General features: G+C 68.1%; 17 protein-coding genes. 10 read left to right on the top strand and 7 right to left on the bottom strand.

The window, feature by feature from the left end:
- Nucleotides 1-104 precede the first annotated feature (104 nt).
- From V7Q42_RS10085 to V7Q42_RS10060, 6 genes are all read left to right on the top strand, one after another.
- Nucleotides 105-1145 (top strand): cupin domain-containing protein, encoded by a 1041-nt coding sequence (locus V7Q42_RS10085; RefSeq protein WP_333823908.1) that lies wholly within the window; start codon nt 105-107, stop codon nt 1143-1145.
- A 148-nt stretch (nt 1146-1293) separates the two neighbouring features.
- Nucleotides 1294-2058: an ABC transporter ATP-binding protein gene (locus tag V7Q42_RS10080; protein ID WP_333823907.1), complete on the top strand. Its 765-nt coding sequence runs from the start codon at nt 1294-1296 to the stop codon at nt 2056-2058.
- Nucleotides 2051-2764, top strand: coding sequence for an ABC transporter ATP-binding protein (locus V7Q42_RS10075; RefSeq protein ID WP_333823906.1), 714 nt, complete (start codon nt 2051-2053; stop codon nt 2762-2764). The genes V7Q42_RS10080 and V7Q42_RS10075 overlap by 8 nt, the downstream gene beginning before the upstream one ends.
- A 69-nt stretch (nt 2765-2833) precedes the next feature.
- Nucleotides 2834-3721, top strand: a complete 888-nt coding sequence (locus tag V7Q42_RS10070; protein WP_333823905.1) for a branched-chain amino acid ABC transporter permease — start codon at nt 2834-2836, stop codon at nt 3719-3721.
- Between the two features lie 5 nt (nt 3722-3726).
- A complete protein-coding gene (locus tag V7Q42_RS10065) occupies nt 3727-4701 on the top strand; it encodes a branched-chain amino acid ABC transporter permease (protein WP_333823902.1) in 975 nt (324 codons plus the stop codon).
- Between the two features lie 100 nt (nt 4702-4801).
- Entirely contained in the window at nt 4802-5581 is a 780-nt protein-coding gene (locus V7Q42_RS10060) for a universal stress protein (RefSeq protein WP_333823900.1), read from the top strand.
- A 39-nt stretch (nt 5582-5620) separates the two neighbouring features.
- Here V7Q42_RS10060 and V7Q42_RS10055 read toward each other — a convergent pair whose 3' ends face one another.
- Nucleotides 5621-6091 (bottom strand): Lrp/AsnC family transcriptional regulator, encoded by a 471-nt coding sequence (locus V7Q42_RS10055; protein ID WP_333823898.1) that lies wholly within the window; start codon nt 6089-6091, stop codon nt 5621-5623.
- A gap of 139 nt (nt 6092-6230) precedes the next feature.
- Between V7Q42_RS10055 and V7Q42_RS10050 the strand changes: the two genes are divergently transcribed.
- From V7Q42_RS10050 to V7Q42_RS10035, 4 genes are all read left to right on the top strand, one after another.
- On the top strand, nt 6231-8660 hold the full coding sequence (locus V7Q42_RS10050) for a transketolase (RefSeq protein WP_333823897.1): 2430 nt from the start codon (nt 6231-6233) through the stop codon (nt 8658-8660).
- A gap of 80 nt (nt 8661-8740) precedes the next feature.
- Nucleotides 8741-9964: a CaiB/BaiF CoA transferase family protein gene (locus V7Q42_RS10045; RefSeq protein WP_333823895.1), complete on the top strand. Its 1224-nt coding sequence runs from the start codon at nt 8741-8743 to the stop codon at nt 9962-9964.
- Nucleotides 9961-10890, top strand: a complete 930-nt coding sequence (locus V7Q42_RS10040; RefSeq protein WP_333823893.1) for a hydroxymethylglutaryl-CoA lyase — start codon at nt 9961-9963, stop codon at nt 10888-10890. The genes V7Q42_RS10045 and V7Q42_RS10040 overlap by 4 nt, the downstream gene beginning before the upstream one ends.
- Nucleotides 10891-10980: 90 nt before the next feature.
- Nucleotides 10981-11799, top strand: coding sequence for a helix-turn-helix transcriptional regulator (locus V7Q42_RS10035; protein ID WP_333823891.1), 819 nt, complete (start codon nt 10981-10983; stop codon nt 11797-11799).
- A 96-nt stretch (nt 11800-11895) separates the two neighbouring features.
- Here V7Q42_RS10035 and V7Q42_RS10030 read toward each other — a convergent pair whose 3' ends face one another.
- The 6 genes from V7Q42_RS10030 to V7Q42_RS10005 all read right to left on the bottom strand — a co-directional run bounded on the left by V7Q42_RS10030 (nt 11896) and on the right by V7Q42_RS10005 (nt 19667).
- Nucleotides 11896-13104, bottom strand: a complete 1209-nt coding sequence (locus V7Q42_RS10030; RefSeq protein WP_333823890.1) for an ABC transporter substrate-binding protein — start codon at nt 13102-13104, stop codon at nt 11896-11898.
- 59 nt (nt 13105-13163) lie between these two features.
- A complete protein-coding gene (locus tag V7Q42_RS10025; RefSeq protein ID WP_333823889.1) occupies nt 13164-14345 on the bottom strand; it encodes an alpha/beta hydrolase in 1182 nt (393 codons plus the stop codon).
- Nucleotides 14346-14373: 28 nt separating this feature from the next.
- Nucleotides 14374-15213 (bottom strand): 4Fe-4S dicluster domain-containing protein, encoded by an 840-nt coding sequence (locus V7Q42_RS10020; protein ID WP_333823888.1) that lies wholly within the window; start codon nt 15211-15213, stop codon nt 14374-14376.
- Nucleotides 15214-15226: 13 nt separating this feature from the next.
- Nucleotides 15227-18211 carry a molybdopterin-dependent oxidoreductase gene (locus V7Q42_RS10015; RefSeq protein WP_333823887.1) on the bottom strand — a complete coding sequence of 995 codons (2985 nt, stop codon included), beginning with the start codon at nt 18209-18211 and terminating at the stop codon, nt 15227-15229.
- Between the two features lie 14 nt (nt 18212-18225).
- Nucleotides 18226-18765 (bottom strand): VOC family protein, encoded by a 540-nt coding sequence (locus V7Q42_RS10010; protein WP_333823886.1) that lies wholly within the window; start codon nt 18763-18765, stop codon nt 18226-18228.
- Between the two features lie 242 nt (nt 18766-19007).
- Complete coding sequence (locus V7Q42_RS10005) at nt 19008-19667, bottom strand: GntR family transcriptional regulator (RefSeq protein WP_333823885.1); 660 nt, start codon at nt 19665-19667, stop codon at nt 19008-19010.
- Nucleotides 19668-20289: the final 622 nt, after the last annotated feature.

The following is a 20289-nucleotide window of genomic DNA, read 5'->3' as shown; positions in this document are numbered from 1 at the left end:
CCACCGGGGAAGGGGCTCGCCGCGAGAGCTCCTTCCCCGCCCGCTTCCCAGCCGCCGCGCGACGCGGTGAGCGCAGGCGCCTCTCGCGCCCTCGGAGACAGGCCATGTCGGAACTCGGAACCCTGGACGATCTTCCCCGCGACTACCGTGACGCGCTGACGGCGCGCAATCTCGTGCCGCTGTGGCCGTCGCTGCGCGCCGCGCTGCCCTTCGGCATGCCGTCGCGCCGCACCCGGCCGACGCTCTGGCGCTACGCCGACATCCGGCCGCAGCTGCTGGAAGCCGGCCGCCTCACGCCGATCGAGAAGGCGGAGCGCCGCGTCCTGGTGCTCTCCAACCCCGGACTCGGGCTCGAGAACATGCAGGCGACGCCGTCGATCTACATCGGCATGCAACTGATCCTGCCGGGCGAGACCGCCCCCAACCACAAGCACAGCCCTTCGGCGGTGCGCTTCGTCGTCGAGGGCGAGGGCGGCTACACCATCGTCGAGGGCGAGAAGTGCCCGATGGAGCCGGGCGATCTGATCCTCACGCCCTCCGGCCTGTGGCACGAGCACGGCCACTCGGGGTCCGGGCCGGTGATCTGGATGGACGCCCTCGATCTGCCGACGGTCTTCGCGCTCGAGGCCTCCTACGGCACCGAAGGACCGCCGCAGGTCGCCCGCAACGAGGCCGACGCCTCGCAGACGAAGTATCGCCGCGCCGGTCTCGTGCCCTGGGCCGCGGTGAACCGGCCGCGTGCCGACTATCCGTTGATCCGTTTCCCCTGGCGCGAGGTGAAGGCGGCGCTCGCCGACCTCGCCTCGGTGACGCCGCGCGGTGAGATCGTGCGCCTCGCCTACATCAATCCCGAGACCGGCGCCGAGTGCATGCCGATCCTCGGCTTCTCGGCCGTCCATCTGCGCCCCGGCGAGACGACGCGGCCGGCCCGTCACTCCGCCTCTTCGGTGGTCCACGTCGTCGACGGCGCCGGGACGATCGAGATCGACGGGACGAGCCTACGCTTCGAGCGCTTCGACACCATCGCGATCCCGACCCATGCCGAGGTGCGCATCGAGAACGCCTCGGCCACGACCCCGGCGCATCTCTTCGTCGTCGACGACGCGCCGATGCAGAAGAAGCTCGGCTTCTACGAGACGCGGTGATCCGCAGCTCGCCCGTCGTCACCATAGGCCTTTCGAACCGCCCGGCGCCGTGTCGGGCGGTTCGTCGTCTGTCCCCGCTTCCGGGGGCATACATTCCGTCCCGCCCTCCGTCTAATGCGCCGAACGAGCACGTCGCGGGGGAGGCGTCATGGGCGGCGAATTCATCATCGAGACGCGGGGACTGACCAAGCAGTTCCGCGGCTTCGTCGCCGTTTCCAACGTCGATCTCAAGGTGCGGCGCCACACCATCCATGCCCTGATCGGTCCGAACGGGGCGGGCAAGACCACCTGCTTCAATCTCATCACCCGCTTCCTGGAGCCGTCGCAGGGGCGGATCCTGTTCAACGGCCGCGACATCACCCGCACCGAAGCCTCCACCGTCGCCGGCATGGGCATGGTGCGCAGCTTCCAGATCTCCGCCGTCTTCGGCCGCCTCACCGCGCTCGAGAACGTCCGCGTCGCCCTGCAGCGCCGCGAGGGTGGCACCATGCGGTTCTGGCGGACCGATCGGCTGCTGCGCCGCCTCGACGGCCGGGCGCTCGAGCTGCTCGAGGCGGTCGGCATCGCCGACCATCGCGACACGGCGGCGGCCGAACTCTCCTACGGCCGCAAGCGCGCCCTGGAGATCGCCACCACCCTGGCTCTCGATCCCGAGATGCTGCTGCTCGACGAGCCGATGGCGGGGATGGGCAGCGAGGACGTGGCACGGACCGCCGATCTGATCCGCAAGGTCGCCGCCGGTCGCACCATCCTGATGGTCGAACACAATCTGTCGGTGGTCGCCGACCTCTCCGATCGGATCACCGTGCTCAAGCTCGGCCGTGTGCTGGCCGAGGGCAGCTACGACGAGATCTGCCGCAATCCGGAAGTGGTCGAGGCCTACATGGGTCACGGAGCGGTCGGTCATGGCTGAAACGGCGCCGGTGCTGCTCGACGTCCGCGATCTCCACGCCTGGTACGGCGAGTCGCACGTTCTCCACGGCATGAACTTCGAGGTGCGCCGCGGCGAGGTGGTGACGCTCCTCGGCCGCAACGGCGTCGGCAAGACCACCACGATGCGATCGATCATGGGCATCGTCGAGAAACGCCGCGGTTCGATCCGCTTCGCCGGCACGGAGACCATCGACCGTCCCTCCGACCGCATCGCCCGGCTCGGCATCGGCTACTGCCCGGAGGAGCGCGGCATCTTCGCATCGCTCGACGTGCGCGAGAATTTGGAGATGCCGCCGGTGGTGAAGCCGGGCGGGCTCACGCTCGACGAGGTCTTCGCGCTTTTTCCGCATCTCAAGGAACGCGAACACAGCCAGGGCACCAAGCTCTCGGGCGGCGAACAGCAGATGCTGGCGATCGGCCGCATCCTGCGGACCGGGGCGGAGCTGCTGCTGCTCGACGAGCCGACCGAGGGTCTCGCGCCGGTGATCGTCCAGCACATCGGCGAGATCATCCGCCGCCTCAGGGATCGCGGCTTCACCATTCTGCTGGTGGAGCAGAACTTCCATTTCGCCGCCGCGGTCGCCGACCGCCACTACGTGGTCGAACACGGGCGGATCGTCGACATGATCCCGAGCGGCGAGGTCGCCGGAAAGATCGACAAGCTGAAGGAGCTTCTCGGTGTGTGATGGCGACCACTTCGGATGGGGAGCGACCTGCGGCGGCCGGCGACGGGCGACGGGGAGGGAGGTGCGGGCATGACCTCGATCTTCGACATCCCGACCGGCGTGCTCTTCGGCCAGTTGCTGCTCGGGCTGATCAACGGCGCCTTCTACGCCATGCTCAGCCTCGGCCTGGCGCTGATCTTCGGTCTGCTCAACATCATCAATTTCACCCACGGCGCCCAGTACATGATGGGCGCCTTCGTCGCCTGGCTCGGGTTCAACTACCTCGGCCTCGGTTATTGGGTGTCGCTGGTCACCGCGCCGGTGGTGGTGGCGCTCTTCGGCATGGCGATCGAACGGACGCTGCTCAGGCGGCTCTACAAGCTCGACCACCTCTACGGCATGCTGCTCACCTTCGGACTGACCCTGATCATCGAAGGGGTGTTTCGCCAGCTCTACGGCATCTCGGGCATGCCCTATGCGGTGCCGAAGGAACTCGCCGGCGGCTGGAACCTCGGCTTCATGTATCTGCCGATCTACCGCGGTTGGGTGGTCGTCGCCTCGATGGTGCTGTGTCTCGGCACCTGGTTCGTCATCGAGAAGACCCGGCTCGGCATGTATCTGCGCGCCGGCACCGAGAACCCGATCCTGGTGCGCGCCTTCGGCGTCGACGTGCCGCGGATGATCACCCTGACCTACGGCTTCGGCGTCGCGCTCGCGGCGATCGCCGGGGTGATGGCGGCGCCGGTGTTCTCGGTCAATCCGATGATGGGATCGAACCTGATCATCGTCGTCTTCGCGGTGGTGGTGATCGGCGGCATGGGCTCGATCCTCGGGTCGATCGTCACCGGCTATCTGCTCGGGCTCGTCGAGGGCCTGACCAAGGTGGTCTATCCGGAAGCCGCCTCCACCGTCGTCTTCGTCGCCATGATCGTCGTTCTGTTGATCCGTCCGGCCGGCCTGTTCGGCAAGGGAGCGTGAACCCGATGACGTCCTCTTCGACCGCTCTCACTCCGTCGCCCGAAGTCTGCGTCCGACGCCAGCGATGGTTCGCCCTGGTGGTGGCGATGCTTGCGGCGGCGGCGCCCTTCGCGGTCTACCCGGTGTTCCTGATGAAGGGCTTGTGCTTCGCGCTCTTCGCCTCGTCGTTCAATCTGCTGCTCGGCTTCGCCGGCCTGCTGTCCTTCGGCCACGCCATGTTCTTCGGCTGGTCGTCCTACGTCACCGCGCATGCCCTCAAGGTCTGGGGCGCGACGCCGGAACTCGCCATCCTCGCCGGCACCGCGGTGGCCGCGGGGATGGGGCTGGTGACCGGCTGGCTGGCGATCCGCCGGCAGGGCATCTACTTCGCCATGATCACTCTGGCGTTGGCGCAGTTCTTCTTCTTCCTCGCCGTGCAGGTTCCCTTCACCCGCGGCGAGGACGGCATCCAAGCGGTGCCACGCGGCCATCTCTTCGGGCTGATCGATCTCTCGAAGATGATGCCGATGTACTGGTTCGTGCTGGCGGTCTTCGGCCTCGGCCTGTTCCTGCTGCATCGCATCGTGCATTCGCCCTTCGGGCAGGTGCTGCGGGCGATCCGCGACAACGAACCGCGCGCCGTCTCGCTCGGCTATCGCGTCGAACGCTACAAGCTGATCGCCTTCGTGCTGTCGGCGGCGGTCGCCGGTCTCGCCGGATCGCTGAAGAGCATCGTCTTCCAGCTCGCCTCGCTCACCGACGTCGACTGGCACACCTCCGGCGAAGTGGTGCTGATGACGCTGCTCGGCGGCGTCGGCACGCTGTTCGGGCCGACCGTCGGCGCCTTCGTCGTGGTGACGATCCAGAACTATTTCGCCGGGGCCGGATCGTGGGTGACGATCATCCAGGGCGGAATCTTCGTTGTCTGCGTGCTGGCGTTCCGCGAGGGGCTGGTCGGCATGGCGTCTCCCTTCATGAAGCGGCGCGGGATCATCGTCTGATCCCGCCGTCGCGCCGCGGCGCGACGAATCCCGTCACCGTCCGCGTCGTCCCCAGACCGTCGGCCACGATGCCGATCCGCGCCGCCGAGGAGGCGACCTCATGTACAAGGACATCCTAGTCCATCTCGACGGCGGCGACCGCGACCCGCTGCGCATCGCCGCGGCGCGCGGCATCGCCGAACGCTTCGCAGGCCGGCTGACCGGGCTCTACGTCGCCTCGCCGCACCACGACCGCGACGACGCCGAGGCCTCGGCGGCGCAGTTCGCCGAAGCGACGGCGGGGAGCTCGGCGACGATGAGCTGGCGGCGGCACGATCGGCCGGAGAGCGGTCGCTACGCCATCGACATCGCCGTCCACGGCCGCCTCGCCGACCTGATCGTGCTCGGGCAGCATCATGCCGGCAAGAGCGCCCGAGAGGACCTGATCGCCCAGGTGATCCAACGCTCCGGCCGGCCGACGCTGGTGTTGCCGTCGGTCGGCGCCTATCCGATGGTCGGCTCGTCGGTGGTGATCGCCTGGGACGGCAGCCGCGAAGCGGCGCGGGCGCTGCACGCGGCGATGCCGATGATCGTCGGCGCCGGCGCGGTCGAAGTCGTCACCGTCGGCGATCCGGTTCCGAGCGCCGGTTCCGAGCCGGCGATCGCGTCGGCGGATCTGCTCGACCATCTCGCCGCCCACGGCGTCGCGGCGAGCTGCGAGGTGTTGCCGCGCGAGGACATCGGGGTGATGGACCTGTTGCTGTCGCGGGCCTTCGACCAAGGCGCCGACCTCCTGGTGATGGGCGCCCATCCCGGTCCGCAGCATCTCCACTTCTTCCGCGGCGCCGGCACGCGCTACGTCCTCGATCACATGACGCTGCCGGTGCTGATGGCCGGCTGACCGGCGCGGCCGACCCGGCCGCGCCTCGCTCGCCGTGCTTCAGCCGAGCGGCAGCGCCGTCTGGTAGCGCACCTGCTTCAGGGCGAAACTCGACTTGATGCTGGCGACGCCGGGGACGCGGGTCAGATACTGCTTGAGGAAGCGCTCGTAGGACGCCAGATCGGGCACGACGACGCGCAACAGGTAATCCGACTCCCCGGTCATGAGATAGCACTCGAGCACCTCCGGCCATTGCCGCACGGTCGCTTCGAACACGTCGAGGCGGTCCTCGACCTGACGCTCGAGCGTGACGTTGACGAAGACGCTGACCGAGAGGTCGACGGCGACCGGGTCGACCAGCGCCACGTAGTTGCGGATGACGCCGGCCTCCTCCAACGCCCGCACCCGCCTGAGACAGGGCGAGGGCGACAGCCCGACCTTGTCGGCGAGGTCGTGATTGGTCATTCGACCATCCTGCTGGAGCTGCGCCAGAATGTTCCGGTCGATCCGATCCAGGCGCAACTTCGGCATCTTCTGTCCTCTCCAGACGATAATTGGCATAGTCTGCCGAAATTGGACCATCAGTGGACTGACTTTGCAAGCACCTGCCGACGGCTTCCAGTTAGCCTCTGTCGCAGAGGTTCCGAGAACGGCGGGCAGGGTGGGGACGATGGCACGACGGACGGCGAGCGACACTTCCGCAGCGGTCGAGGCGGACGACCTCCGCTTCCTCGCCGCGCTCGAACGCAAGGTGCTGTGGCTGGCGTCGTGGACGATCCACAACGCCAACCATCTGCGCCCCAACACCGACGGGCTCAAGGTCGGCGGCCATCAGGCGTCCTGCGCCTCGATCGCCACGATCATGACGGCGCTCTATTTCTCGGCGCTGCGGCCCGAGGACCGGGTGGCGGTCAAGCCGCACGCCGGGCCGGTGTTCCACGCCATCCAGTATCTCTTCGGCCGCCAGACGCGAGACAAGCTCGAGCGCTTCCGCGGCTTCGGCGGGGCGCAGTCCTATCCGTCGCGCACCAAGGACGTCGACGACGTCGACTTCTCCACCGGCTCGGTCGGCCTCGGCGTGGCGCAGACGCTGTTCGCCTCGCTGGTGCAGGACTATCTCGGCGCCAAGGACTGGGCGAAGAAGCGGCCGGAGGGGCGGATGATCGCCCTCGTCGGCGATGCCGAGATGGACGAGGGCAACATCTTCGAGGCCCTGGTCGAGGGCTGGAAGAACGGGTTGCGCAACACTTGGTGGGTGGTCGACTACAACCGCCAGAGCCTCGATGCGGTGATCCGCGAGGGCCTGTGGGAGCGGCTCGAGGGCATCTTCCGCACCTTCGGCTGGGATGTCGTCATCCTCAAGCACGGCGAGCTGATGAAGGCGGCCTTCGCCGAACCGGGCGGCGACGCCTTGCGCGAGTGGATCGACGCCTGCCCCAACCAGCTCTATTCGGCGCTCACCTTCCAGGGCGGCGCGGCCTGGCGGCGGCGGCTCGAGGAGGATCTCGGCCATCTTCCCGACACCCGCCGGCTCGTCGACGCCCGCGACGACGCCGAACTCGCCCGGCTGATGTGCAATCTCGGCGGCCACGATCTGCCGTCGCTGCGCGACGCCTTCGCCGCCGCCGCGACCCATGATCGCCCGGTGTGCTTCATCGCCTACACGATCAAGGGCTTCGGTCTTCCCCTCGCCGGCCACAAGGACAACCACTCGGGCCTCTTGATGCCGGAGCAGATGGAGACGCTGCGCGCCGCTCATCGCATCCGTCCGGGTCACGAGTGGGACCGCTTCGAGGGTCTGGCGCCGAGCGAGGACGAACTCGCGGCGTTTCTCGCCCGCGTTCCCTTCGCCGGTCGCCGCAAGGTGGCGAAGGCGGCAGCCGTTCCGGTTCCCGAGACCCTGCCGGCGCCGAGCCAGAAGACGTTGTCGACCCAGGCCGGCTTCGGCCTGATCCTCAACGAACTCGGCCGTGGCGAGACGCCGCTGGCGCAGCGCATCGTCACCACCTCGCCGGACGTCACCGTCTCGACCAACCTCGGCGCCTGGGTCAACCGCCGCGGCCTCTTCGCCGAGGAGGCGGTCGCCGACCTTTTCAAGCGCGAGCGCATTCCGTCGACCTACACTTGGGAATTCTCGCCGCGAGGCCAGCACTTCGAACTCGGCATCGCCGAGTCGAACCTCTTCACCATGCTGTCGGCGATGGGCCTGTCGCATGCGCTGTTCGGCGAACGGCTGCTGCCGATCGGCACCCTCTACGATCCCTTCATCTATCGCGGCGCCGACGCCCTCAACTACGCCTGCTATCAGGACGCCCGCTTCCTCCTGGTGGCGACGCCGTCGGGGGTGACGCTGGCGCCGGAAGGCGGGGCGCATCAGTCGATCGGTACGCCGCTGGTCGGCATGGCGCAGGACGGGCTCGCCTATTTCGAGCCGGCCTTCGCCGACGAACTCGCGGTGGTGATGCGCTGGGCTTTCGAGCACATGCAGCGCGACGGCAAGGCGGCGGACGACACCGTCTGGCCGCCGGTCGAGCGCGGCGGCTCGGTCTATCTCCGTCTGTCGTCGCGGACGATCGAACAGCCCGCGCGGCCGATGACCGCCGACTTGCGCGACGACATCGTCGCCGGCGCCTATTGGATGCGGCGGCCCGGCCCCAATGCCGAGGTCGTGGTGGTCTACACCGGCGCCATGGCACCCGAGGCGATCCATGCCGTCGGGCTCCTCGGCGAGAGCCGGCGCGACGTCGGCCTGCTCGCCGTCACCTCCGCCGATCGGTTGCACGCCGGCTGGACGGCGGCGCAGGGCGCCCGCGAGGCCGGCCACGGTCGAGCGGTGTCGTACGTCGAGCGGCTGCTCGCCGGCGTGCCCGACCATTGCGCCCTCGTCACCGTCGTCGACGGCCATCCGGCGACGCTCGGTTGGCTCGGCGCGGTCGGTGGCCATCGCACGCGGGCGCTCGGGGTGGAGCGCTTCGGCCAGACCGGCACGCTCGCCGACCTGCATCGCCACTACGGCATCGACGCGGAAGGGATCCTGCGGGCCGCCGAGGCGATCTCGCCCGGCCGTCCCGTCCGCCACCGGTACGGCTTCGCGCCGTGAGCCGCGCCGGTCCCCACCGGGAGGCCGCGCCGCGACCGGCCCATTCGTCCCCCACGCCGGCCGATCGGAGAGAGCGCGCCATGCAGACCACCGCAGGTGGCCCCCTGAGCGGACTCAGGGTGCTGGAGATCGGGCACTTCGTCGCCGCGCCGTTCTGCGCCCGGCTGCTCGGCGACCTCGGCGCCGACGTCATCAAGATCGAGCCACCCGGCGGCGATCCGGTACGGCAATGGGGAGCCCAGGTCGATGGCCATTCGCTGTGGTGGTCGATCCACGCCCGCAACAAACGGTCGGTGGCGCTGGATCTCAAGGCGGAGCGGGCGCCGGCGATCGTCCGCTCGCTCGCGGCGCAATGCGACGTGGTGGTGGAGAACTTCCGCCCCGGGGGTCTGGCGCGTCTCGGTCTGGGGGACGACGACCTGCGGGCCGCCCGCTCGGATCTGATCATCGCCCACGTCTCCGGTTTCGGTCTCGATGGTCCCTATCGCGATCGCGCCGCCTTCGGGGTGATCGGCGAGGCGATGGGCGGACTGCGACATCTCACCGATCATCCGCCGGGGGTGTCCGATCTGCCGCCGGTGCGGGTCGGCGTGTCGATCGGCGACAGTCTCGCCGGCCTTTACGCCGCTTTCGGCGTCGTCTGCGCCCTGTGGCAGCGCGACCGCATGGGCGGCGACGGTCGCGGCCGCAGCCTCGACGTGGCGTTGACCGAGTCGGTGCTGAGCCTGATGGAGGGCATGCTCGCCGAATACGGACGTCTCGGCACCATCCGTCAGCCGACCGGTTCGGCCATCCCGACGGCGGCGCCGTCGAACGCCTACCTCTCGGCCGACGGGGTGTGGATCCTCATCGCCGCCAATTCCGATCCGTTGTTCGCCCGGCTGGCACGGCTGATCGGCCGGCCCGACCTCCTCGCCGAGGAGCGTTTCCGCGGCAATCGGGGGCGCGTCGCCAACGCCGGCGAACTGGACGCGATCATCGGGACATGGACGCGGAGCCTGCCGGCCGACGAAGTGACGCGTCTCCTCGCCGCCGAGGACATCCCTGCGACGCGGGTCTATACCGCGGCCGATTGCGCCACCGATCCGCAGTTCCGCCGCCGCGGCATGGTGCGCGAGGTGGTCGATCCGCTGCTCGGGCCGCTCCTCCACCCCGGCATCGTCCCGCACGTGCCGGAGGGGCCCGGGAGCATCCGCTGGACCGGCCCGGCGATCGGGGCCCATACCGACGAGGTCCTCACCGAGCTCCTCGGCCTCTCTCCCGCCGAGATCTCGGCCCTGCGCAACGAAGGAACGATCGCATGACCACGCCGAGCGGAGATCGCGTCACTCTGGTAGAGGTCGGGCCGCGCGACGGCTTCCAGGGCATCGGCCCGTTCATCCCGACCGCGACCAAGATCGACTTCGTCCGCCGCCTCGCCGCCGCGGGGCTCGGCCGCATCGAGGCCGGCTCCTTCGTCAGCCCGTCCGCCGTGCCACAGCTCGGCGACGCCACCGAGGTGCTCGCCGCCAGCCGGTCGATCCCGGGTCTGCGCGCCCAGTTCCTGGTGCCCAACGCCCGCTGGGGCGCGACGGCGCTCACGGCCGGCGTCGACTTCCTCGCCTTCGTCGTCTCGGTGTCGGAGGCGCACAACCGCAGCAACGTCCGTCGTCACCCGCTGGAATCGGTGGCGGAATACATCCGGCTGATCGAAGTCTGTCCGCCGGGCGTCGACATCCGCCTCAATCTGGCGACCGCCTTCGACTGCCCGTTCGACGGACGGGTCGCCGAGAGCGCCGTCCTCGACCTGCTCGGGCCGTTGGTGGCGGTGCGGTCGACGGCCGAGATCTGCCTGTGCGACACCACCGGCCGGGCGACACCGGATCATGTCGCAGGGCTCTTCGATCGCGTCCGCGCCGCCTTCCCCGCGGTCGAGCGCTGGGCCTTCCACGCCCACGACACCTATGGCCTCGGTCTCGCCGACGTCCACGCCGCCTGGACGCGGGGGGTGCGCGTCTTCGACGCCGCCTTCGCCGGGCTCGGTGGTTGCCCCTTCGCTCCCGGCGCCACCGGCAACGTCGCCACCGAGGACGTCGTCTTCCTGTTCGAGCGCATGGGCATTTCGACCGGCGTCGACCTCGACGAGTTGCTGTCGATCGCATGTGATGGCACCGTCATTCCCGGAGCGGCGGCCGGCGGACGGGTGCGCGCCGCCCTGACCGGGTCACGGTCTCCGTCCTGCGGATCCTGACGGAGGCGCGCGGCCGACGAGAACGAAGCGAGGCGGAGGAACGCGAAGATGACGACGGCCCTTCCGGCTGCCGGGGACGGTTTCCCGACGATGCTCCGCCCGAGATCGGTGATCGACGCCATCGGTCGGGACGACTTCTACAGCGATCTCCTGGCGCTGCTCGAACAGGTCAGCGGATCGGATCTCTGCGCCGTCTATCGGCTGGAGCCGGACACGTTGCGCGGGCTCGGGTCCGCCGATGTCGCCGACGGTCGGTTGGCGCGCGACCGGGCGTCGTGCTTCGCCGGCCGCGACTACTGGCGCCGCGATCCCGGCATCCGCGAAGTCCGGTCCGTCGACGAACCCGACCGCAGCGCCGTCGTCCGCGCCGATCTGCGCAAGATGCCGGGCGACCTGCGCAGCATGCTCTATCCCGACATCGCCGAACGGGTCGGCATCTGCGGGCGGCGGGGGCAGGCGACCTATTGGCTGAGCGTTCTGCGGTCGTCGCGGCGCGGCGTCTTCAACGGCGACGAACTCGGCAATCTGGCGGGGCTCTCCGGCGACCTGATCTCGGCGATCGCCAAGCACGAAGAGGTGCGCCGCTTCCGTCCGGAGCATGCGCTCGCCTCGGTCGAGTGCATCGAGCGCGGCATCCTGGCGACCGAGCTGTTGTCGCGGCGCGAGACCGAGGTCTGCGCCCGCATCCTCTTCGGCCTGCCCTTCGCCCGCATCGCCGGCCAGCTCGGCGTCAGCGAGGAGACGGTCAAGACCTACCGCAACCGCGCCTTTCAGCGCCTCGAGGTCGCCCATCAGCGCGATCTGATGATGTGGTACTTCTCGATCTGGGCGCCGGAGGGCCTCGATGGCGGCGAGGCGGCGGGCGCCGGCGACGAGCGCCCGATCCCGCTCAGGAAACGGCGGGCGTGACAAGACGACGAGGTGGCGAGGCGACGGTTCGCGCCGCCTCTCGCCACCCCGCGCGTCGTCATTTGCGGCGACCGGTCGGTTCCGCCGGCTCCCGCATCACTTCGCGGCGAGGAAGGAGCACTCGCTCGGCGACAGCGGCTTGAACGCCTCTTCGGCGGGAATGCGGCCGACGAGCTTGTAGTAGTCCCAGGGCGACTTCGATTCCTGCGGCGTCTTCACCTCCCACAGCGACAGGTCGTACATCACCCGCCCGTCGGCGCGGACGTGGGCCGGCTTGCCGAACATGTCGCCCGGCAGGGTCTTGATCTGCTTCATCACCTCCTCGGACCGATCGGTGCCGGCGGCGTCGACGGACTTCAGATAGTGGGTGATCGACGCGTAGGTCGCGGCCTGTGCCTTGGTCGGCATCTTGCCGAACTTGTCGAAGAAGCGCTTGGCGAAGGCACGGCCCTTGTCGGTGTCGTCCCAGTAGTAGCTCTCGGTGAGCACCAGACCGTGCGCCGCGGCGAGGCCGAGGGCGTGGACGTCGGAGATGTAGACGAGGAGACCGGCGACGTTCTGGCCGCCGGCGGGCAGACCGAACTCGACCGCCTGCTTGATCGCCGTGGTGGTGTCGGTGCCGACGTTGGCGAGTGCCACCACCTGGGCCTTGGAGGCCTGCGCCTGGAGGAGATAGCTGGAGAAATCGGCGGTGTTCATCGGGTGCTTGACGCCGCCGAGGACCTTGCCGCCGTTCTGGACGACCACCGAAGAGGCCGCCTTCTCCAGCGCCTGTCCGAAGGTGTAGTCGACCGAGATGAAGTACCAGTTGGTCTTGCCGGCCTTGACCAGCGCCTTGGCGGTGCCGGCGGAGAGCGCCGCGACGTCGTCGGCCCAGTGCACGGTGTAGGGCGAACAGGCCTTTCCGGTGAGGTCGGTGGTGGTCGCCTCGGTGATCAGCAGGATCTTCTTCTTGTCGCGGGCGAGCTCGTTGACCGCCAAAGCCACGGCGGAGGAGGGCAGATCGACGATGGTGTCGACGTCGTCGACCTCGAACCACTTGCGGGCGATCTGCAGCGCGATCTCCGGCTTGTTCTGCATGTCGGCGGAGAGGATCTTCACCGGCTTGCCGCCGGCCTTGCCGCCGTAGTCCTCGACCGCCATTTCGGCGGCGAGCAGCGCGCCCTTGCCGCCGACGTCGGCGGCGACCTGGGAGAAGTCGCCGAGCAGACCGATGCGCACCGCATCGGAGCCGGCCTGGGCCGGAACACCCTGGGTCGCCAGATAGGTGCCGATCGCCAAGGGGATGATTGCCCTGTAGTTCATCGTTTCCTCCGTCGTGCTTCTTGTGTTTTCGACTTCCGAACCTCGGTGCGACCGCCGCCTCAGGCGCCGCCGAAGCCTCGTTGCTCGAGCCAACGGCGCACGAGATCGCTCGCCTCGGTCATCTGGCGCGGTTGGCCGGCGTAGTAGTGGTTGGCGCCGTCGATGACCGCGAAGGTCTTGTCGCGGCTTCCTGCCACCCGGTGGACGATCCCGGTGTGCGGTTGCGGCACCACGTCGTCGGCCTGGTTCTCGATCGTCAGCAACGGGACCGAGATCGCCGCGGCGCAGGCCTCGCCGTCCATGCGGCTGTGATCGATCGACCACTGCGACAGCCAGGCGCGCAGAGTCGAGAAGCGAGCTAGCCCGACCGGCCCGTTGTTCACCGTCTCCGGTCGACCCATGTAGCACCAGTTCGGCGGGCGGCCGTTGGGATCGATCGTCAGGTCGAGAAAGCGCGGGTCGGCCATGGTGCGATGGGTGAGGAGACCGCGTTCCAACTCGCCGGTGCCGCGTCGCCGGAGATCGGCGAGGCGCTCCTCGACGCCCGCCGTGATCCTGCGCACCCGCCGCAGCTGCGCGGCGCGGAATTCGGCGAGAAAGTCGGCCGAGTAGGGCGGTCGGTTGGGATTGCGCGGGTCGTAGATGTCGAGTTCGAGGGTGCGTCGGTCGGGATCGGCCTCGTCGACCACCGATGGGTCGATCATCTCGGCGAGCATACGGGCGCGCGACAGATGCGCAGCCTGGAAGATCACCGCGTCGGCCGGGATCAGTCCGGCACCGACGATGTCGACCGGGTCGCCGGCCGGGGTGGCGGTGATCGTCGGCCGTTCCGCCTGCGACTGATAGAATAGCGCCAGCGAGCCACCGCCGCTCCAGCCGGCGAGCACGACGTGGTCGTAGCCCCACACCGTCCTGGCGTGGCGGATGTAGGCGCCGAGGTCGAGCAGCACCTTCTCCAGGATCGCCGCCGTGTCGTTGCGGGCGTAGCGGCTGCCGGCGCACAGGACATGGAAGCCGATGGCGGCGAGATGGCGCGGCAGCGGCAGGAGCTGCAGCGTCGAGGCGGGATGCATGAAGACCAGGAGCGTGCGCGACGCCACGCCCCTCGACCGCATGCGGATGCCCTCGAGATGGACGGCGCCCTGGCTCCCCGAGAAGCCGTAGGTCTCGGTGAAGGCCGGATTCTCGTCGAACTGGATGTGGACCCACTCGCAGTCGACGTCGGTCGTGGGATCGGTCATCGGGATCCGCTCCGGGTGCGTGGACGGGTCACAGCGCGAAGATGCCGAGGTAGCGGCTGTCGTCGACGACGATCGGATGGCGGCTGCGACGCGCGCCTCCGGCGTCGAGTTCGAGGTCGTGGGCGCCGCTGCCCCGTTCCAGCCGATCGAACTTGAACTCGCCGAAGGTGTCGGTGGTCGTCTCGGCGACCACCGCGCCGTTCTTCGACAGCCGCGCGGTGACGCCGGCGAAGCAATCCTCGAGCCCGTCGGCGCGGCTCACCACCGTGCCGCCGACGAAGACCGACCGCATCAGTTGAAGATTGCGGTAGTGCACTCGCGGCCGGGTTCCGAGCTCCGGGCGCAGCCCCTCGAGACCGTCGCGGGTGGCGATCGCCCGCATCTCGTCGTCCGCCACTCGGATCGAGCGCAGCGCGCCGGTCGGGCAGGCCTGTTCGGCGCGGGTGCGGGTCCATCCGTCGTCGAGGAGATGGGCGTCGAAGCACCACTTCTGCGGCAATTGCAGCTCTTCGTTCCAGTCGATCGCCCCGTAGGGGCAGGACTGGACGATCTGCTTCTGACCCTTCGCCTTGACCGGGTCGATGACGACGATGCCGTCGGGCCGCTCGTAGACGGCGCCGTCACGCGCCGCCTTGATGCAGGGGGCGTTGGCGCACTGGTTGCACATCACCGGCATCGAATGGGATTCGACCATCGGCGCCTGACCGCGCTGATGCTGGACGAGATGCAGCCATTTGTGGCCGTGCAGCGGCTGGGGCGCGCTGTAGCCTGGGAAGTCGTTGCCGACATACTCGTCTTTGGTCGCGAGAAAGCAGTTGTGACAGTTCATGCACTTCTCGACGTCGACGATCATGTTCCACTTCAGCATGATCCGGACTCCCTCAGGCCTCGGCCATGGCCATTTCGGCCGCCACGGGCGCGGTTGCGACCGGCTCCCGCCAACGCTCCATCTCGACGAGACAGGCGTTGGGCGCCATCGAGCTGCCGCCGCGGATCTGCGAGCGGTGGTTGGTCAACAAGTTGACGCAGCCGCCGCGGTCGGGTGAGTGGCCCGGCCGGCCGATCGGCTCGTAGAGTGCCGAGGACTCGTAGGTGCGGATGACGCCGCGCCGGATACGCTCGGTGACGTAGGCCGCGAACAGCACCTCGCCGCGGTCGTTGTGGAGGCGGATGATGTCGTCGGTGCGGATGCCGCGGTCGGCCGCGTCGGCCGGATTGACGTAGCAGATGAGGTAGCGATAGCCGTCGATCTCGCGGCGATGCCACTCGATGTCGTTGATGATGCCGTCCTTGCCGTCCGCCTGCGAATGGAAGCTGTAGCGCGGATGCGCCGACAGGAGTTGCAGCGGGTATTTGGCGAGGAGATCGTGGCTCTTCGTCCCTTCCCAACTGGGCATGTAGACGTTGACCGGCGGGCGATCGGGATCGCCGGCCTTCTTCAGGCTCTCCGGAACGAATTCGAACTTGCCGCTCTGCGGCTGTAGGCCCTCGAGGAACTTCTCGGAGTAGTCGGCCGGCAGCGGCTGCAGCTCGGGCACCGTCTTGCGCCGGCCCTCGTAGTACCAGCGATAGGCGGTCTCCACGCGCAGGTGCTCCTTCTCCGTCGGCACGACGAAATAACCGCGCTTCAGGAGCTTCTTCCACGAGATGTGCTGCGACAGGTCGGAGCCTTCCCAGATCCGCTGGCACCAGTCGAGTTCGGTCATGCCCTCGGTGAACAGCGCCGACAGGCCGAGCTTCTTGGCGATCTCGACGTAGATCTGATAGTCGGACTTCGATTCCCCCAGCGGCTCGATGCACTTGTGCTGGAGGACGACGACGCGGTGGTTGTTCTGGGTGTAGTACTGCGGCGCGTAGCCGCCGCCCGACCCCCATTCGCCGATGTCCCAGCGCTCGAAGGTGGTGCACGCCGGCAGGATGAGATCGGCGAACTTGACCTCGCCCTCGTTCCAGATCGACTGGTTGACGACGAATTCGAGGTTCGGCGACTGGTAGGCGCGGATCCAGCGGTTGGAATTGTTCATCGTGCCGAACTGCGAGGCGCCGAACTTGTACATCATCCTGACCGGCGAGTGGCCGGGCGAGGGATAGCGGTAGGGCACGAACTGACTGTTGATGGCCGCGACGTCGGTCGGATAGCCGCTCGCCTGACCCTCGGTGATCGCCTCGGGGAAGTTGATGCGCGGGATCTGTTGCCGCACGTTGTTCATGGTCATGATGTGCGGGATGCGCTGATAGGTGATCGGCCCGTCGGCGGTGAACTGGAGATCGCCGGAGATGCCGCCCTCGGCATAGCCGGGGAACCAGAAATTGAAGTCGATCGGGGCGCCGCTCTGTAGATTGCCCATGTTGACACCCGGGCGGCCGTAGCCCTGCATCGCCATCAGGATCACCATCATCCGCGCCCACTGAGCGCCGGTGGCGGTGCGGCAGGCGCCGCCGAAGCCGTTGCCGAAGGCGCCGGCGCCGAGATAGGTCTTCTTCCTCCCCCATTCGCGGGCCAGCGCCCGGATGTCGCGCGCCGGGACCTCGGTCTCGGCCTCGGCCCATTCCGGCGTTTTGGGCACGCCGTCGCTGCGGCCCATGACGTGGTCGGCCCATTCGTCGAAGCCCGTGGTGCGGTTCTCGACGTACCACTTGTCGTAGAGGCCCTCGCTGATCCAGACGTGGCAGATCGCCTGGGCGAGCGCCGGGTCGGTGCCGGGCCGCGGCGCGATCCACTTGCCGCCGAGCCAGGCGGCGGTCTCGTTGTGGTAGGGGTCGATGTGGACGAAGGTCATGCCGAGGTCCTTCGCCCACTGGCGACGGACGGTGCCCTCGAACCCGGCATAGACGCCGTTGCAGGCCTCCGGGTCGCTCGACCAGAAGACGATCATCTCGCTGTTCTGCAGGCAGTCCTCGACCTGGCCGAACACCTCGCCGTTGCCGAGGCGCATGGTGTGGCCCCAGTGATGGGTGGCGCCCCAGTACCAGCCCTCCCAGCTCGACGGGTTGGAGTGGACCTTGGTGAAGCCGACGAGATTGAAGAAGCGGAAGCCCGAGGACAGGTGGTAGTTGACGTTGCCCCAGCTCTGGTGGGCGCTGTGACTGAAGGCCAGCGCTCCCGGGCCGTAGTCGCGCTTCACTCGCCGGATCTCGCCGGCGATGATCTCCGCCGCCTCGTCCCAACTGATCCGCTCGTAACCGGAGATGCCGCGGTTCTGCGGGTTGCGCTCGCCGTGGGGATCGAAGTCGACCCGCTTCATCGGGTAGAGCAGCCGGTCCTTGGAATAGACCAGCGACTTCGAGGCGAGGGTGTGCGGCGAGACCGTGGCCATGCGCGGCGGCGAGAAGCTCTTGCCGCGCGCCCGGATCTTCCAGGTCTCGCCGTCCTCGGCGTCGAATTCGATCGGCGTGATGCGGACGATACGGCCGCCCTTGACGTAGACGAAGACCGGCCCGCCGTTGGTATTGCCGGTGTAGCGGGTGACGCCGCCCTTCAACCGGGTGCCGAAGCGCCAGCCGAACGCCTTGACCATGCTGAGGGTCTCGGCGAACCACACCGTCAGCTCGTCCGGACCATCGAGACCGATGGTGAAGTTCTTCATCGCGTCGATGTTGAATCGATGGTCCGGTTTCAGCGACATCAGCTTCGCCGCGACCCGGGCGTTCTTGAACGACAGCACGACATCGGGGGCCGGATGGACCCCGGCCCGCGACGAGACGCGTCCGTCGTGGAACGTGATGGAGCGCGCGGTGCCGCAGTCGAGCACCTTGAACTGCACCACCAGGTTCTTCTCACGGAAGCGTTCGCGGAACGTCGCGTTGGTCAGACGGAGCAGGCGGAGGGCCTGCGCCAACCCGAGCATCAGGATGCCGATCTTCATCGTTCACGTCACCTTCAGTTGCCGGCGAACTGCTTCTCGTGGATCCACGCCGCGTGGCGCTGGGTCGACTTGGTTCGGCTCCAGTCGGCGAGCATGGCGTCGGCGACGGAATGGAGCTCGCCCATCATCTCCGGCGTGCCGGAGGCGGCCGTCAGTTCGAGGCGGTGGCCGTTGGGATCGAAGAAGTAGATCGACTTGAGGATCTCGTGATTGGTCGGTCCGATCACCTCGATGCCCTTGGCCTCGAGATCGGCCTTGGCCTTCGTCAGCGCCTCCTCGTTCTCGACCAGAAAGGCGATGTGCTGGACCCAGGCCGGGGTGTTGGGGTCGCGCCCCATCGGCGGCGAGTTCGGGATCTCGAAGAAGGCGAGGATGTTGCCGTTCCCGGCGTCGAGGAACAGATGCATGTAGGGATCGGCCTCGCCGGTCGACGGTACCCGGTCCTCCGACAGCGCCGCGAGGAACGCCATGCCGAGATTGTCGCGATAGAAGGCGACGGTCTCGGCGGCGTCGTTGCAGCGGTAGGCGACGTGGTGGATCTGCTTGATCAACATCGGGCGCTCTCCTCACTCTCGGTATGAATGTATTCTTTTCCCTCTTTGGAACCCTCCTTAACGTGAAAATCACGCCGTATCAAGTCGTCATGTATACATTTGCGTTCACGCAAGCATCGCCATCGCCGTGCCTCGGCAGGCGTTGCGGCACGTGCGACGGCACGCGATGCGGCGGCGTCGGATGAGGTCGGCGCGAAAGGGAGCGTGGCGGGGCCACGAGCAGCCGAAGAAGCGATGCGGCGCTAGGGCCGGCCGAAGTTGCGACGGATGACGTCGCTCGACACGAGGATGTGCTCGGTCATCATCGCTTCGGCGCGCGACGCCTGACGCCGTTCGATCGCTTCGACGATCACCCAGTGGTGGTCGTGCGAGCGGCGCATGGCGGTGAAGTCGATCCAGTGCACCACCCGCGACGAGGTCAGCGGGATGTTGAGGGTGCGGGCGGTGAGATCGATCAGCAGGTCGTTGCCGGTAGCGGTCAGAATGGTCTGATGCAGCAGGTTGTTCATCTCGCGCCAGGGCTGGAAGCCCTCGTCGGTCAATTTTCCGGCGGCGAGGATGCGGTCGCCCTCCTCGAGGCAGCCTTTCAGGATCTTCAGCGTTTCGGCGTCGGCTCCCTTCCCGGCCAGCAGCCGGCAGGCGGTGCTCTCCAGGCTGCCGCGCACCGTATAGGCGTCGAGGATCTCGTCGAGCGACGCCTTGCGCACCAGATAACCGCGCTGCGGCCGATAGGTCAGCAGCCCCTCCTGGGCGAGGGCGATCAGCGCCGCCCGCACCGGGGTGCGCGACACGTCGAGCGACTTGGCGAGCGGGATCTCCTGGAGGTGGAACCCGGGCTCGAATTCGCCCGCCATGATCAGTTCGCGCAGGCGTTCTGTGACGGAGAGCTGTCTGGTCTGCATGCCCCGACCCTACGTCGCACCCCGACCGGCATCAACATGTATCCATCGGCGAACCAGGATCCGAATTCCACGAGTCTCCGCAAGTCGGGGAACCCGACGAGCCCGGACGTCGGAATGCTCAGATGTCCACGACCGCGACGCCATGCGAACCCGGGTCAGAGTTCCCGCCGTCCGGTGCGGGGTGAACCCGACGCGAACCGTGCCGCGGGCAACGGGCAGTTCGACGGGCCGAACCGGAGGACGGCGTTGCCGAGCGATCGGGAGCCCCAGGCGTCTTCGCGGGGATATGGCTATGGAGTGACCACGCTGGGTCGATCCGACAGGGAGAGCGGGCTCGTCCTTCTCCGGATGGGGCGCACGGATCGGGCGACCCGGATCTTCATCCATGGCGACGCCACTACCGTGCCCGCATCCGGGTAGATCCGTCGTCGCGAAATCCGCTCCGACGGCGGCGCCATCGCCGACCATCATCCGCCGCCGTCGATGAGGTTCTCCGACGAAGCGGTACAAGGAAGGCGATCTGTGACGACCACATCATCAAAATCCGGTTGGAGAGCTCCCCTTTATGTTGTAAGATGCGCGCAATACTACCGAGGTAAGAGCTCGGATAACTGGGAATTAT

It is taken from the genome of Pinisolibacter sp., from assembly GCF_036782435.1.
Taxonomy (GTDB): domain Bacteria; phylum Pseudomonadota; class Alphaproteobacteria; order Rhizobiales; family Ancalomicrobiaceae; genus CALBKH01.
This window is presented reverse-complemented; position numbering and strand designations above follow the sequence as displayed.